At 72.6% G+C, this 14,708-nt stretch carries 11 protein-coding genes; 10 read left to right on the top strand and 1 reads right to left on the bottom strand.

The window, feature by feature from the left end; genetic code table 11:
- The first annotated feature begins 36 nt into the window (after positions 1-36).
- Together ACGF3I_RS30040 and ACGF3I_RS30035 are read left to right on the top strand one after the other, a co-directional pair.
- Positions 37-1,086, top strand: a complete 1,050-nt coding sequence (locus ACGF3I_RS30040) for a 3-isopropylmalate dehydrogenase (RefSeq protein WP_393137478.1) — start codon at positions 37-39, stop codon at positions 1,084-1,086.
- A gap of 235 nt (positions 1,087-1,321) precedes the next feature.
- Positions 1,322-2,407: a branched-chain amino acid aminotransferase gene (locus tag ACGF3I_RS30035; protein ID WP_393137476.1), complete on the top strand. Its 1,086-nt coding sequence runs from the start codon at positions 1,322-1,324 to the stop codon at positions 2,405-2,407.
- Positions 2,408-2,464: 57 nt separating this feature from the next.
- Here the strand turns inward: ACGF3I_RS30035 and ACGF3I_RS30030 are convergent, their stop codons facing one another.
- Complete coding sequence (locus tag ACGF3I_RS30030; protein ID WP_393137474.1) at positions 2,465-3,901, bottom strand: cytosine permease; 1,437 nt, start codon at positions 3,899-3,901, stop codon at positions 2,465-2,467.
- A gap of 127 nt (positions 3,902-4,028) precedes the next feature.
- Between ACGF3I_RS30030 and ureA the strand changes: the two genes are divergently transcribed.
- The 8 genes from ureA (at position 4,029) to ACGF3I_RS29990 (ending at position 14,401) form a co-directional block, all read left to right on the top strand.
- Positions 4,029-4,727: an urease subunit gamma gene (gene ureA / locus ACGF3I_RS30025; RefSeq protein WP_393137472.1), complete on the top strand. Its 699-nt coding sequence runs from the start codon at positions 4,029-4,031 to the stop codon at positions 4,725-4,727.
- Positions 4,727-6,409 carry an urease subunit alpha gene (locus ACGF3I_RS30020; RefSeq protein WP_393137470.1) on the top strand — a complete coding sequence of 561 codons (1,683 nt, stop codon included), beginning with the start codon at positions 4,727-4,729 and terminating at the stop codon, positions 6,407-6,409. Before ureA ends, ACGF3I_RS30020 begins: the two co-directional genes overlap by 1 nt.
- Positions 6,410-6,419: 10 nt before the next feature.
- Complete coding sequence (locus ACGF3I_RS30015) at positions 6,420-7,457, top strand: agmatine/peptidylarginine deiminase (protein WP_393137468.1); 1,038 nt, start codon at positions 6,420-6,422, stop codon at positions 7,455-7,457.
- A 121-nt stretch (positions 7,458-7,578) separates the two neighbouring features.
- Positions 7,579-8,193: a TetR/AcrR family transcriptional regulator gene (locus ACGF3I_RS30010; RefSeq protein ID WP_393137466.1), complete on the top strand. Its 615-nt coding sequence runs from the start codon at positions 7,579-7,581 to the stop codon at positions 8,191-8,193.
- Between the two features lie 65 nt (positions 8,194-8,258).
- A complete protein-coding gene (locus tag ACGF3I_RS30005; protein ID WP_393137464.1) occupies positions 8,259-9,572 on the top strand; it encodes an MFS transporter in 1,314 nt (437 codons plus the stop codon).
- A 306-nt stretch (positions 9,573-9,878) separates the two neighbouring features.
- Positions 9,879-11,522: a citramalate synthase gene (gene cimA / locus ACGF3I_RS30000; protein ID WP_393137462.1), complete on the top strand. Its 1,644-nt coding sequence runs from the start codon at positions 9,879-9,881 to the stop codon at positions 11,520-11,522.
- Positions 11,523-11,654: 132 nt separating this feature from the next.
- Positions 11,655-13,019 carry a hypothetical protein gene (locus ACGF3I_RS29995; protein ID WP_393137460.1) on the top strand — a complete coding sequence of 455 codons (1,365 nt, stop codon included), beginning with the start codon at positions 11,655-11,657 and terminating at the stop codon, positions 13,017-13,019.
- Positions 13,020-13,105: 86 nt separating this feature from the next.
- A complete protein-coding gene (locus ACGF3I_RS29990) occupies positions 13,106-14,401 on the top strand; it encodes a hypothetical protein (protein WP_393137458.1) in 1,296 nt (431 codons plus the stop codon).
- Positions 14,402-14,708 lie beyond the last annotated feature (307 nt).

The raw sequence follows: 14,708 nt of genomic DNA, 5'->3' as shown, positions 1-14,708 counted from the left end.
GGTGTCAATGGCTGGGACGACGCGTAGGGTTCCCCCATGTCGGCAAGTTCTCGCAGCATCAATCTCGCAGTGATCCCCGGTGACGGCATCGGCCCGGAGGTCGTGGCCCAGGGCCTGAAGGTTCTCAGCGCCGTCCTTCCGCAGGATGTGAAGCTGGAGACCCGGGAGTTCGACTTCGGCGCGCGGCGCTACCACGCCACCGGTGAGACCCTCACCGACGCCGATGTCGCGGCCCTCAAGCAGCACGACGCGATCCTGCTCGGCGCGATCGGCGATCCCACGGTCCCGTCCGGCGTCCTGGAACGCGGCTTCCTGCTGAAGCTCCGCTTCCTCTTCGACCACTACGTCAACCTCCGCCCCAGCAGGCTGCTCCCCGGCGTCGCCACCCCGCTCGCCGGCCAGCCCGAGATCGACTTCATCGTCGTGCGCGAAGGCACCGAGGGCCCCTACACCGGCAACGGCGGCTCCATCCGCACCGGTACGCCCCACGAGGTCGCCACCGAGGTCTCGGTCAACACCGCCTTCGGTGTCGAGCGCGTGGTGCGCGACGCCTTCGCCCGTGCCCAGGCCCGTCCGCGCAAGAAGCTGACGCTGGTCCACAAGAACAACGTCCTGGCCTACGCCGGTCACCTGTGGAGCAACACCTTCCAGAAGGTGGCCGCGGAGTTCCCCGACGTCACCACCGACTACCTGCACGTGGACGCGGCGACGATCTTCCTCGTCACCGACCCTGCGCGCTTCGACGTGATCGTCACCGACAACCTCTTCGGCGACATCATCACCGACCTCGCCGCGGCCGTCTCCGGCGGCATCGGCGTCGCGGCCTCCGGCAACATCAACCCGAGCGGCGACTTCCCGTCAATGTTCGAGCCGGTCCACGGCTCGGCCCCGGACATCGCCGGCCAGGGCAAGGCCGACCCCTCGGCCACCGTCCTCTCGGTCGCGCTGCTCCTGCGCCACCTCGGTTTCGAGGCCGAGGCGGCCCGGATCGAGAGCGCCGTGGCCGAGGATCTCGCCTCCCGCGGCGACGCGGTCCGCAGCACGGACGAGATCGGTGACGCGCTGGCCGTACGGGTAACCGGCTGACCCCGCGGCACCTCCAGCACGAGCCGCCGGGTCGCGTTTCGCACCCGGCGGCTTTCCGCATGTGGCCACCGGGTGACACCATCAACCTCGGACCGCACATCACACCGTTGTGTCCAAGGCCCCGCCAAGAGCGATAATCGGACGTGGGCCGCGGCATGCGGAGCAGCTCGGACGTCAGCAAGGCAGCGGCGTGAGCGCGGTCCGTCACTATCCACCGGTGAAGGACACAGCACTCATGACGACGCCCACGATCGAGCTCAAGCCCACCTCGCACCCGCTGTCCGACGCGGAGCGCGAGGCGATTCTGGCCAGCCCCGGTTTCGGCCGCCACTTCACCGACAACATGGTGACGGTCCGCTGGACCGAGGGCCGCGGCTGGCACGACGCCCAGCTCGTCCCGTACGCCCCGCTGTCGATGGACCCGGCGAACATGACGCTGCACTACGCGCAGACGATCTTCGAGGGTCTCAAGGCGTACCGCCAGCCCGACGGCACGGTCGCCACCTTCCGGCCCGAGGCCAACGCCGAGCGCTTCCAGGACTCGGCCCGCCGCATCGCGATGCCCGCGCTCCCCACCGAGCTGTTCATCGCCGCCTGCGACGCGCTGGTCCAGCAGGACAAGGCATGGGTCCCGTCCTCCGGCGAGGCCTCCCTCTACCTGCGCCCCTTCATGATCGCGACCGAGGTCGGCCTCGGTGTGAAGCCGGCCAACGAATACCTGTTCATCGTGATCGCCTCCCCGGCCGGCGCCTACTTCTCCGGCGGCGTGAAGCCCGTCTCGGTGTGGCTGTCCGAGGAGTACGTGCGCGCCGTCAAGGGCGGCACCGGCGCCGCCAAGACCGGCGGCAACTACGCGGCCTCCCTGGTCGCCCAGGCCGAGGCCGCCCAGCACGGCTGCGACCAGGTGGTCTGGCTGGACGCGGTCGAGCACCGCTGGATCGAGGAAATGGGCGGGATGAACCTGTACTTCGTGTACGGGGACAAGATCGTCACGCCGGAGCTCACCGGTTCGCTGCTGCCCGGCATCACCCGCGACTCCCTCCTGAAGATCGCCCGCGACCTCGGGTACGACGCGGTCGAGGGCCGGATCTCCACCGAGGACTGGCAGCGGGACAACGAGAACGGCTCGCTCACCGAGGTCTTCGCCTGCGGCACCGCCGCGGTCATCACCCCGGTCGGCTCGGTGAAGTCGACCCGCCACAACTGGACGCAGGGTGACGGTGAGCCGGGCGAGGTCACGATGAAGCTCCGCAAGGCGCTGCTCGACCTCCAGACCGGCGTCGCCCCCGACCCGCACGGCTGGATGCACCCGCTGGGCTAGCGGCCCTCGGGGCTGAAGCGCCCCCGGCGCTCGGCCCCGGCGCTCCGCCCCCGACGCTCAGCTCTCGGCCAGGGCCGCCTCGGACTCCGTGTCCGGGGCGGCCCTTCCGGCTGTGCGGGGGCGCGCCGTCAGGCCCAGGTAGGCCAGGCCGCCCACCACCCCCGACAGCAGGAAGCTGCAGTCCACCCCGCCGGTCCAATTCAGCAGCGGGCCCTGGTGGTTGGGCAGTGACACGCCCAGCAGGCCGACGCCGGCGCCCAGTGCCCAGGAGAGCACGGCGCGCGGGTTCCAGCCCGACCGGTACCAGTAGATCCCGCCCCGGGAGCGGCGGTTGAAGACCTGGAGGGCGTCCGCGTCGTACACCCCGCGACAGCGTACGAAGCCGATCAGCGTGATCACCGCCCACGGGGTGCCGATCGCCGTGAGCAGCAGCACGAACGAGGTCATCGCGGCCTGCGCGTCCCAGGCGAAGTGCCCGGCGAAGACGCACACGGTGGCCACGCCCGCGACCGCGAACGTCGCCTGGGTGCGCGAGGCGCGCGGCAGGATCGCGTCCAGGTCGAGGCCCATCGAGTAGAGCATCAGGCCCGCGTTGCCCACCGAACCCGCGGAGGCCGCGAGCAGCAGCGGCACCAGGTACCAGCCGGGGGCCGCGGCGACCAGCGGCCCCGCGTAGTCGGTGGCGGCGCGGGCCGCGTACGCGGTGAACGTGCCGAAGAGCTGCGGCACGAGCAGACCCGCCGTCAGACCGAGCCAGGTGGCGTGCAGGACGCGGCGCGGGCGGTGGCGGGCCGGGGAGATGTAGCGGGTGTAGTCGCCGAGCAGCGTGATGAAGGCGATCGGGCCGCTGAGCCCGGCCGCGACGAGCGCGAGCAGCCAGGTCGGCCAGAACGAGCCGAGCAGATAGCCGCCCGCCTCCGGCAGCGCCGCGGCGGTGAAGTGCGGTGCGTAGGCGACGACTCCGAGCGCGAGCAGCGCGGTCATGCCCACCGCCAGGATGCGCGAGAGCCGCAGCAGCACCCGGTAGCCGTAGACCGCGCCGACGACGGTGGCCGCGGCGAGCAGCGCGTACACGATCCCGTACGAGACGCCGCCGGTCGGCAGCCCGACGAGGCGGTGCAGGACGCCGGTCATCGCGTCGCCGCCGATCCACACCGTCAGCGCGGTGTAGCCGAGCGAGAGCAGCAGTCCCACCACCGAGCCCACCAGGCGTCCCCGCACGCCGAATTGGGCGCCCGACGACGTCGACAGATTGGTGGCCGTCCGCAGCGAGACGAGGGCGAGCGGGGCCGTCAGGAGGGTGCCGAGCGCGGTGCCCGCCACCACCGCGCCGACCGAGGCCCACCAGCCGAGGCCGAAGGAGACCGGCAGCCAGCCGAAGACGATCACTCCGAGGCACAGGTTCGAGCCGAGCAGGATCGACACGAGGTCCCGGGGCCCGCTGGTGCGTTCCGCCTCCGGGACCGTATCGACTCCGCGCTGTTCTATGGGCATGCCGGGGCCTCTCACGCTGGGGGTGTTTGAGTGCCGCTCAATGTGACTCATGCCGCCCGGCGCCGTCAATGCTTCCCGTCAGTGAAATCTCTGGTTAGAGTGACGTTCAAACAGGAGGTGTGGTGGCGTGCGACTGACCCCGACGGAACGTGACCGGCTGCTTTTGTTCGGCGCGGCGGAGCTGGCCCGGGCCCGCAGGGCCCGCGGGCTGCGGCTCAATGTGCCGGAGGCGACCGCGCTGATCGCGGACACCGTGTGCGAGGCGGCCCGTGACGGGCGGCGCCTGGCCGAGGCCATCGAGGCGGCCCGCTCGGTGCTCGGCCCCGACGACGTACTGCCCGGCGTGTCCGACGTGGTCACCGAGGTCCATGTGGAGGCCGTCTTCGACGACGGCTCCCGGCTCGCGGTGGTCCCCGACCCCATCGGCGGCACCGCGGGCCAGGATGCCCCCGGCGCCCTGCTGCCCGGCGAGGGCTATGCGGAGGCCGGCCCCGAAGTCCGGCTCACCGTGACCAACACCGCCACCGTGCCGATCAGCGTCACCTCGCACTTCCACTTCTTCGAGGCCAACCCGCGCCTCGACTTCGACCGGGCCGCCGCCTACGGCAGGCGCCTGTGCGTGCCCGCCGGATCGTCGGTGCGGTTCGGGCCCGGCGAGAGCGAGGAGGTCGGGCTGGTGTCCATCGGCGGCGACCGGGTCGCGATCGGCTTCGCGGGCCTCGTCGACGGGCCGCTGGACGCGCCCGGCGCCCGGGACGAGGCCCTGCGCAGGGCCGCGGCCTGCGGATATCTGGGAACCGGCGACGCGCGTGAGGGAGACGAGTGATGGACCCGTACGAGTACGCATCCGTGCACGGCCCCCGCACCGGGGACCGGGTCCGGCTCGGGGATTCCGGCCTGACGGTGCGCGTGGAGTCCGATGCCCAGCGCCCCGGTGACGAGTTCCTGGCCGGGTTCGGCAAGACGGCCCGGGACGGGCTGCACCTGAAGGCCGCGGCGGTCCGTGACACCTGCGACGTGGTGATCAGCAATGTGCTGGTGATCGACGCGGTGCAGGGCATCCGCAAGGTGTCGATCGGCATCCGGGAGGGCCGGATCTGCTCGATCGGGCGGGCCGGCAACCCCGACACCCTCGACGGGGTGGACGTGGTCGTCGGCACGGGCACCTCGATCGTCTCGGGCGAGGGGCTGATCGCCACGGCGGGCGCCATCGACACCCACGTCCACCTGCTGTCGCCCCGCATCATGGAGGCCTCCCTCGCCTCCGGCGTCACCACGATCATCGGCCAGGAGTTCGGGCCGGTGTGGGGCGTGGGCGTCAACTCGCCCTGGGCGCTGCGGGGCGCGTTCGCCGCGTTCGACGCCTGGCCGGTCAACATCGGTTTCCTCGGCCGGGGTTCGTCGTCCGACGGCGCCCCCCTGGTGGAGGCGCTGGCCGAGGGCGGGGCGTGCGGCTTCAAGGTCCACGAGGACATGGGCGCCCACACCCGGGCGCTCGACACGGCGCTGCGCGTGGCCGAGGAGCACGACGTCCAAGTCGCCCTGCACAGCGACGGGTTGAACGAGTGCCTGACCGTCGAGGACACCCTGAAGGTGCTGGAGGGCCGCACCATCCACGCCTTCCACATCGAGGGCTGTGGCGGCGGCCATGTGCCGAACGTCCTCAAGATGGCCGGCGTCCCGAACGTCATCGGCTCCTCCACCAACCCGACGCTGCCGTTCGGCCGGGACGCGGTCGCCGAGCACTACGGCATGATCGTCTCTGTCCACGACCTGAAGACGGATCTGCCCGGCGACGCGGCGATGGCCCGCGACCGCATCCGCGCCGGGACCATGGGGGCCGAGGACGTGCTGCACGACCTGGGCGCGATCGGTATCACCTCCTCCGACGCACAGGGCATGGGCCGGGCCGGCGAGACCGTGCGCCGCACCTTCGCGATGGCGGGCAAGATGAAGGCGGAGCTGGGCCCGCTGGAGGGCGACGGGGACGGCGACGACAACGCGCGCGTCCTGCGCTACATGGCGAAGCTGACCATCAACCCGGCCATCGCGCACGGCCTCGCGCACGAGGTCGGCTCCATCGAGGTCGGCAAGATGGCCGACATCGTGCTGTGGCGCCCGGCCTACTTCGGGGCCAAGCCGCAGATGGTCCTCAAGTCCGGATTCCCCGCCTGGGGCGTGACGGGCGATCCGAACGCGGCGACCGACACCTGCGAACCGCTGGTGCTCGGCCCGCTGTTCGGGGCCCACGGGGGCACGGCCGCCGAGCTGTCCGTCGCCTTCGTGGCCAGGGCCGCCCTCGACCAGGGCGGCGACCGGCTGCCCACCCGGCGCCGCCGGGTCGCGGTCCGCGGCACCCGGGGCATCGGCCCGGCCGACCTCCTCCTCAACTCCCGCACCGGAGCGGTCGGCGTGGACGGCCGCACCGGACTCGTCACCCTCGACGGCGACCCGCTGCGCTCCGAACCGGCCGACTCCGTCTCCCTCAACCGTCTCTACTTCCTCTAAGGACACCCTGATGTCTGCTGCCGCCGACGGCTTCCGCATGCCCGCCGAGTGGACCCCGCACGAGCGGACCTGGATGGCGTGGCCGGGCCCCAACGTGACGTTCCCGAACGAGGCCGAGCTCGCCGCCTCCCGCGCCGCCTGGGCCACGGTCGCCCGCGCGGTACGCCGCTTCGAACCGGTCACCATGGTGGTCGGCCCCGGCCAGTCGCAGGACGCCCGCGCACTGCTCGGCCCCGGCATCGACCTCGTCGAGCGCGAACTGGACGACGCGTGGATGCGGGACATCGGCCCCACCTTCCTCACCGACGGCAAGGGCCAACTGGCCGCCGTGGACTGGACGTTCAACGGCTGGGGTGCCCAGGACTGGGCCACCTGGGAGCACGACGCGAAGATCGGCGCCCATGTCTCCGACCTCGCCGGTGCGCGCACCTACACCTCGCGCCTGGTCAACGAGGGCGGCGCGATCCACGTGGACGGCGAGGGCACGGTGCTGCTCACCGAGACCGTCCAGCTCGGCCCCGAGCGCAACCCCGACTGGACCCGCGAGGAGGTCGAGACGGAGATCCACGCCATGCTCGGCACCCGCAAGGCGATCTGGCTGCGGCGCGGCCTCACCGCCGACTACCCCCCGCACGGGTACGGCACGCTGGGCCACGTCGACATCGTCGCCGCCTTCGCCCGCCCCGGCGTGGTCGTCGTCCACACCCAGCCCGACCCGTCCCACCCCGACCACGAGCCGTGCAAGGAGAACGTGGCACTGCTCCGCTCCCAGACGGACGCCCGGGGCCGCTCGCTGGAGGTCGTCGAGGTCCCGGCCCCCACGGTGCTCAAGGACGACCACGGCTGGGTGGACTACTCCTACATCAACCACTACCTGTGCAACGGCGGCGTGGTCCTGTGCGCCTTCGACGACCCCCGCGACGAGAACGCGGCGGGCATCTTCCGCCGGCTGTTCCCCGAGCGCACAGTGACCCTGGTGGACGCGCGGGCGATCTTCGCGGGCGGCGGGGGGATCCACTGCATCACGCAGCAGCAGCCGAGGGTGTGAACGCGGGACCACGACGGGCCGGCCCCGCCTCCGCCCTGCCATGTCACCGGCCCGGCGGCCGGGGTGTGACCGGGAGGCTCCCGTGGGCGGGGCGGCCCCGGGGATCGGGTAGAACATACGGGTGAACGCACCGCGCCGCCGCAACACCGCCCCGCCCCGCGAGGAACTGCTCGCCGCCGCCATGGCCACCATCGCCGAGCGCGGGCTCGACGGCCTCACGATGGCCGGGCTCGGCCGCGAGGTCGGGATGTCCAGCGGGCACCTCCTCTACTACTTCCGCACCAAGGACGAGCTGCTGCTCCAGACCCTGGAGTGGAGCGAGGGCCGGCTCGGCGAGGAGCGGCGCGCCCTGCTGGCCCGGCCGGGCGCGGTGCGCGAGCGCCTGGACGCCTACATCGACCTGTACGTTCCCGACGGCCCGCGCGACCCGCACTGGATCCTGTGGCTGGAGGTCTGGAACCGCTCGCAGAACGCCGACGGCGCGGCCCGCTCGCGCCAGGCCGCCATCGAAGGAGCCTGGCACCGCGACCTGGTCGCCCTCATCGCCGAAGGCGTCTCGCGCGGCGAGTTCCGGCTGGTGGACGCCGACCGCTTCGCGACCCGGACGCGCGCCCTGCTCGACGGGTTCAGCGTGCACGTCGCGGTCGGCCTGCCCGGCACCGGGCGGGCTCAAGTCCTGGGCCACGTAAGGGAGTTCGTGGACCAGGACCTGGTGCGGGGAACGCAACGCACGTAAGTAGGCCCGATCGTTGCGCCCGCACGGCTTGCCGGTCGCCCGGCCCTGCGCCACCGTGGGCGACCATGGGACGAGAGCACTGGAAGAAGATCTGGGTCGGCTCGGCCGGCAACATGGTCGAGTGGTTCGACTGGTTCGTGTACGCCACGTTCGCCGTGTACTTCGCGGACGCGTTCTTCCCGAAGGGCAACGAGACCGCCAACCTCATGAACACCATGGGGATCTTCGCGGTCGGCTTCTTCATGCGGCCGGTCGGCGGCTGGCTGCTGGGGCGGATCGGCGACCGCAAGGGGCGCAAGGCCGCCCTCACCCTGACCGTCACCCTGATGTCCGCCTCCGCGATCCTGATCGCCGTCGCCCCGACGTACGCCGTCGCCGGGTACGGGGGAGTGGCCGTCCTCCTGGTCGCCCGGCTCCTGCAAGGGCTCTCCGTCGGCGGTGAGTACGCGGCCAGCGCCACCTACCTCACCGAGGCATCCGACCCCAAGAAGCGCGGGTTCGCCTCCAGCTTCCAGTACGTGTCGATGACCGCCGGCCAGCTCATCGGCCTCGGCCTTCAGATCGTCATGCAGCGCAACCTCTCGGACGCGGCCCTGCACAGCTGGGGCTGGCGCGTCCCCTTCATCGTGGGCGCGCTCGGCGCGGCCGTCGTCTTCTATCTGCGCCGCTCCATGCTGGAGACGGAGGTGTACGCCGAGTCGGAGGCGGCCCACGACTCCGACCGGGGCACCCTGAAGGCGCTGTGGGCGCACAAGCGCGAGGCGCTGCTCGTCATGGCGCTCACCATGGGCGGCACCGTGGCGTACTACACGTACACGACGTACCTGACGAAGTTCCTGTCCAAGAGCGCCGGCATGGAGAAGTCGACCGCCTCGCTCGTCAGCTTCTGCGCGCTGTTCGTGTTCATGTGCCTCCAGCCACTGGCCGGCGCGCTCTCCGACCGGATCGGGCGCCGGCCGCTCCTGATCACCTTCGCGGTCGGCTCCACGTTCCTGACCGTGCCGATCATGACCATGCTCAAGCACGCGGGCACCTTCTGGCCGGCCTTCGGGCTCGCCCTGCTCGCCCTCGTCGTGGTCACCGGCTACACCTCGATCAACGCCTGTGTGAAGGCCGAGCTGTTCCCGACCGGCATCCGCGCCCTCGGCGTCGCCCTGCCGTACGCCATCGCCAACGCGCTGTTCGGCGGGACCGCCGAGTACGTGGCGCTCTGGTTCAAGAAGGCCGGCGTCGAGTCCGGCTTCTACTGGTACGTCGCCGGTTGCGCGGCCGTCTCGCTGGTGGTGTACCTGACCATGCGCGAGACCCGGGACATCGATCTCAACCGGACCCAGAACGCGCCCCGGCGCGCGGAACCCGAGCCGGTCGCGTATCAATAGCGCAGGTCGCGGGGGCGCCCGGATGGTGAGACCGCACCGCCGGGCGCGGCACCCGTATGGCAGACTGCGAGCGTGCTCGCTTTCTGCATGATTATGGACAGCAGCGCGCCGGTCCGCAGTGATCGCTGAACCGTGGCACCACCCGCGGCGGCGGCCATCGTGCCCCAGACCCGCGCGCAGACCTCTCGCACCCGCGAGGGGTCTTTTCGTTTACCGGCCCCACCACGGCCGGGGCGAGGAGCGCGGCGGCGGGGGCAAGTGGAGCCATGAGTTCGGAGCCACTCACCCGACAGGAGTCAGATCAGCATGACGACCAACGAGGCGAACGGAGCCGCCGAGGAGCCCCTCCTCGACGGCCCCCGGGTCGACGACAGCTTCCACGTCTTCGACACCACGCTGCGCGACGGCGCGCAGCGCGAGGGCATCAACCTCACCGTCGCGGACAAGCTGACGATCGCCCGGCACCTGGACGAGTTCGGGGTGGGCTTCATCGAGGGCGGCTGGCCCGGCGCGAACCCGCGGGACACCGAGTTCTTCGCCCGCGCGCAGCAGGAGATCAGCTTCAAGAACGCCCAGCTGGTGGCGTTCGGGGCGACCCGCCGCGCGGGCGGCAAGGCCGCCGACGACCCGCAGGTGCGGGCCCTTCTGGAGTCCGGCGCCCCGGTGATCACGCTGGTCGCCAAGTCGCACGACCGCCATGTCGAACTGGCCCTGCGCACGACCCTGGACGAGAACCTGGAGATGGTCCGCGACACCGTCTCCCACCTGCGTGAGCAGGGCCGCCGGGTCTTCGTGGACTGCGAGCACTTCTTCGACGGGTACAGGGCCAACCCCGAGTACGCCAAGGCCGTGGTGCGGGCCGCGAGCGAGGCCGGCGCCGACGTCGTCATCCTGTGCGACACCAACGGCGGGATGCTCCCCGCCCAGGTCCAGGCCGTCGTCTCCACGGTGCTCGCCGACACGGGCGCCCGGCTCGGCATCCACGCCCAGGACGACACCGGCTGCGCGGTCGCCAACACCCTGGCCGCCGTCGACGCGGGCGCCACCCACGTGCAGTGCACCGCCAACGGCTACGGCGAGCGGGTCGGCAACGCCAACCTGTTCCCGGTCGTGGCGGCCCTTGAGCTCAAGTACGGCAAGACCGTGCTGCCCCGGGGCGCGCTCGCCGAGATGACCCGCATCTCGCACGCCATCGCCGAGGTCGTCAACCTCGCGCCCTCCACGCACCAGCCGTACGTCGGTGTCTCCGCCTTCGCGCACAAGGCGGGCCTGCACGCCTCCGCGATCAAGGTCGACCCCGACCTGTACCAGCACATCGACCCGAGCCTGGTCGGCAACCACATCCGCATGCTGGTCTCCGACATGGCGGGCCGCGCCTCCATCGAGCTCAAGGGCAAGGAACTCGGCGTCGACCTCGGCGACGACCGCGAACTCGTGGCCCGCGTCGTGGAGCGGGTCAAGGCCCGCGAACTCCAGGGGTACACCTACGAGGCCGCCGACGCCTCCTTCGAGCTGCTGCTGCGCGACGAGGTCGAGGGCGGCCCGCGCGACTACTTCCGCATCGAGTCCTACCGGGCGATCATCGAGACGCTCAAGGACGGCACCCACGCCAACGGCGCCACGGTGAAGTTCTGGGTCGGCGAGGAGCGCATCATCGTCTCCGCCGAGGGCAACGGCCCGGTCAACGCGCTGGACTCGGCGCTCCTCGAAGGCCTGGAGCGGTTCTACCCGCAGGTCGCCAAGTTCGAGCTGGTCGACTACAAGGTCCGCACCCTGGAGGGCAAGCACGGCACCGCCTCCACCACCCGCGTCCTGATCACCACCACGGACGGCACGGGCGAGTGGACGACGGTCGGCGCCGGCCCCAACGTGATCGAGGCGTCCTGGGAGGCGCTCCAGGACGCGTACACCTACGGCCTGCTCCGGGCCGGCACCGAGCCCTCGCGCTAGCGGAGCGGGGGTCCGGGACATGGCCCGGGGGAGCGGGGTGGACGGAACCCGGCTCGACGGAGCGGGGTGGACGGGCCCGGCCGCTCCACCCCGTATGTCCGTTTCCGCGCGGGCTCGGGTAGCGTCGGGAGCATGAGGCTCAGGGTTTTCTCCGCACTCTCCGCCGTAGCGCTCGCCGCGCTGGTCGCGGCGGCCCCCGCCATGGCCGCCACCGGCGCGTCCGACGTGGCCGACCAGCTCAAGAAGGGGCCGGTCTACGTGGATCCCGGAGCCGCGGGCCAGCTCAGCCCGGCCCAGGCCGACGCCCTGGCCAAGAAGATCAAGGACGCGGACAAGCCGCTGTTCGTGGCCGTGCTGCCCAACAGCGCCGCGTTCCCCAAGGACTCGATCCTGGGGAACCTGCGGACGGACACCGGGGTCACCGGTCTGTACGCGATCCGGCTCGGCGACGCCTTCACCTCCGGCGCCGACCGCCAGGTCATGCCGCGGCAGGCCGTGCAGAACCTGAACAGCGCCGTACGCGCCCCCGGCACCGGCGGCGACGCCGTCACCCAGCTGAACGCCTTCGTGGACAAGGCGCTCCCGCAGATGAAGGGGCACGCCCCCGCGTCCTGGGGCGGCGGATCCGGCTCCGGCTCGGGCGGCGGGGTGAACAGCGGCGCGCTCATCGGGGTCGGCGCGGTGGTCGTGGCGGGCGGGGCCGGCGCGTACGCACTGGTGCGGCGCAACCGCAGGAAGAAGGCGGAGGAGGAGCGGGCTGCGCTCCAGCGCCTCCAGGTCGTGGTGGACGAGGACATCACCGCGTTCGGCGAGGAACTCGACCGGCTCGACTTCCACCCCGCCGAGGCGGGCGCCGACGACGCGATGCGCGCCGACTACGAGCGCGCCCTCGACGCGTACGAGACCTCCAAGTCCCTGATGGCCAAGGCGGAAAGGCCCGCCGATGTGACGGGCGTGACCCAGGCCCTCGAGGACGGCCGGTTCTCGCTGGCCACCCTCGCCGCCCGCCGCGAGCACCGCCCGCTGCCCGAGCGCCGCGCCCCCTGCTTCTTCGACCCGCGCCACGGTCCCTCCGTCGAGGACGCCACCTGGACGCCGGCCGGCGGCGCCCCGCGCCAGGTGCCGGTCTGCCAGGCGGACGCGACGCGGCTGCGCGACGGCCAGGACCCGATGGTCCGCGAGGTCGACACCGATCAGGGCCGCCGCCCCTACTACGACGCGGGCCCGGCCTACGGCCCCTGGGCGGGCGGCTACTTCGGCGGCGGCATGCTGCCCGGCCTCCTGATGGGCACCATGCTCGGCTCGATGCTCTCGACACCGGCGTACGCCTCCGACTACGGCGCGGGGGCGTACGGCCCCGGTTCCTACGACGCGGGCTCCGGCTTCGACGGCGGTGACGTGTCGGGCTCGAACTTCGACCCGTCCGACTTCGGCGGGGGCTGGGGCGACGGGGGCGGGGGCGGTGACGGCGGAGGGTTCGGCGGCGGCGACTGGTGACCCCGCCTGACCTGCCCGGCCGCTGTTGACCTGCCCCTCGGCGACGGGTGATAGTTGCGAGCCGCACAACCAGGGTTGGGGACACATTGCACGCCGGGCACGAAGACGTCAGGGCGGCCTGCGCCGACGCGGAGGCGCTGCTGCGGGCGGGCCGCACCAGCGCCGCCCGCAAGGCGGCACGGGCCGCGCTCTACACGGACGGGCCCGACCCCTGTCTGTACGCCGTACTCGGCCGCGCCCACGCGGCGGAGGGCGCGGGGGACCACGCCGACCGCGCCGAAGCGGTCTTCCAGGAGGGCCTTGCCGCCTTCCCCGACGACCTGGGCCTGCTCACCGCGTACTGCGCGCTGTGCGGCACGGACGACGACGCGGGGCGCACCGGCCGCGTACCCGAACTCACCGCCCGCATACGGGAGTTGACCCCACCCGGGACGGGCCCGGTACCGCCCGCACCGGTGCTGCCCGTGCCGGTGCCCGCCCCGGTGGAGTCGCCCGTGCCGGTGGCGTCGCCCGTGCCGCCGGAGCCGGTGCCGACCGGTCCGGCGCCCGCATCATCTGCGCCGGTGCCGTCTGCCTCGACCGGTCCGGCGCCCGCGCCAGCTGCGCCGGCGACGCCTGCCTCGACCGGTCCGGCGCCCGCACCATCTGCGCCGGTGCCGCCTGCGCCGCCGGAGCCTCCCGCATCGGTGGTGTCGTCTGGTCCGGTGCCGCCTGCTCCGGTGACTCCGGCCTGGGCTGTCCGTCCGGCGCCCCGCGAGGTTTCAGGGACCCCGGCGAACTCGGCCCCCTCTGCGCCCTCGACACCCCAAGCGCCGGCGCTCGCGCCCGGGCCCGGGCCCGTGGTCACGGCGCAGGAGCTGCCGTCCGCCAACCGCGTGCAGCGGCATGACGCACGGCTGGTGCTCACCGTCATCGGGCACCCGGCCGGTGCCGCGCAACGGGCGTGGGAGCAGACGCGGGCGCGGCCGGGCGACGACCGGGTCGCCGTCCTGGCCGAGACCCTCTCCGCGCTGGCGCGCCGGGGCCGGGCACCGCTGCGGCTGCTGATCACGTCTCCGCTGACCGGGGTCGTCGGGTGCTGGGCCTGGTTCGTCGTGCTGCTCCTCGCGGTGGCCGTGCTGCACCTGCCTGCCTGGACGGGGCTGGCCGCACTGCTGGGGCCTGCTTTGTTCCCCGTCCTGTACGGGGTGCTGCGGGGCGCCCGGCACAGGGCGGCCCGCCGCCTCCCGACGGACCCGGGCCCGGAGCCGCTGCGGGGGGCGTTTCCGGCGCTGCCGGTGGTGCCGCCGTATACGGGGCGGGAGAAGGGGGCGGCTGTGGGGGTGCTGGTGGTGGTGGGGGTGACGCTCGGGGTGGTAGCGAGGGACTTCCCCTGGGGCTAGCCCCGCTTTTCGCGCAGTTCCCCGCGCCCCTGGGGGTTGGGGCCGGCCGGGTTTGCGCAGTTCCCCGCGCCCCTGGCAGGGCTGGACCGGCCCGGGGTTTGCGCAGGTCCCCGCGCCCCTCAACCTCTCGGTCGTGTGCGGGCCGTGGTCGCTGCTCGCGCAGTTCCCCGCGCCCCTAACCCCCCGGTCGTGTGCGGACCGTGCGTGGCTGGTCGCGCAGTTCCCCGCGCCCCTAACCGCACCGGTGCCGGCCAGCATGCGCATCCTCAGCCCGTCCGGCGTTTGAGGACGAGCGCCGTTCAGGCGC

It is taken from the genome of Streptomyces sp. NPDC048111 (genome assembly GCF_043202815.1).
GTDB lineage: Bacteria > Actinomycetota > Actinomycetes > Streptomycetales > Streptomycetaceae > Streptomyces.
Note: the sequence above shows the minus strand (reverse complement) of the source record. Positions and strands in the feature narration are given on the sequence as shown.

Excerpts from the sequence above, each read along its gene's own strand:
- ACGF3I_RS30040 (WP_393137478.1), top strand. The coding sequence starts at position 37 with ATGTCGGCAAGTTCTCGCAGCATCAATCTCGCAGTGATCCCCGGTGAC.
- ACGF3I_RS30035 (WP_393137476.1), top strand. The coding sequence starts at position 1,322 with ATGACGACGCCCACGATCGAGCTCAAGCCCACCTCGCACCCGCTGTCC.
- ACGF3I_RS30030 (WP_393137474.1), bottom strand. The coding sequence starts at position 3,901 with ATGCCCATAGAACAGCGCGGAGTCGATACGGTCCCGGAGGCGGAACGC.
- ACGF3I_RS30020 (WP_393137470.1), top strand. The coding sequence starts at position 4,727 with ATGGACCCGTACGAGTACGCATCCGTGCACGGCCCCCGCACCGGGGAC.
- ACGF3I_RS30015 (WP_393137468.1), top strand. The coding sequence starts at position 6,420 with ATGTCTGCTGCCGCCGACGGCTTCCGCATGCCCGCCGAGTGGACCCCG.
- ACGF3I_RS30005 (WP_393137464.1), top strand. The coding sequence starts at position 8,259 with ATGGGACGAGAGCACTGGAAGAAGATCTGGGTCGGCTCGGCCGGCAAC.
- cimA (WP_393137462.1), top strand. The coding sequence starts at position 9,879 with ATGACGACCAACGAGGCGAACGGAGCCGCCGAGGAGCCCCTCCTCGAC.
- ACGF3I_RS29995 (WP_393137460.1), top strand. The coding sequence starts at position 11,655 with ATGAGGCTCAGGGTTTTCTCCGCACTCTCCGCCGTAGCGCTCGCCGCG.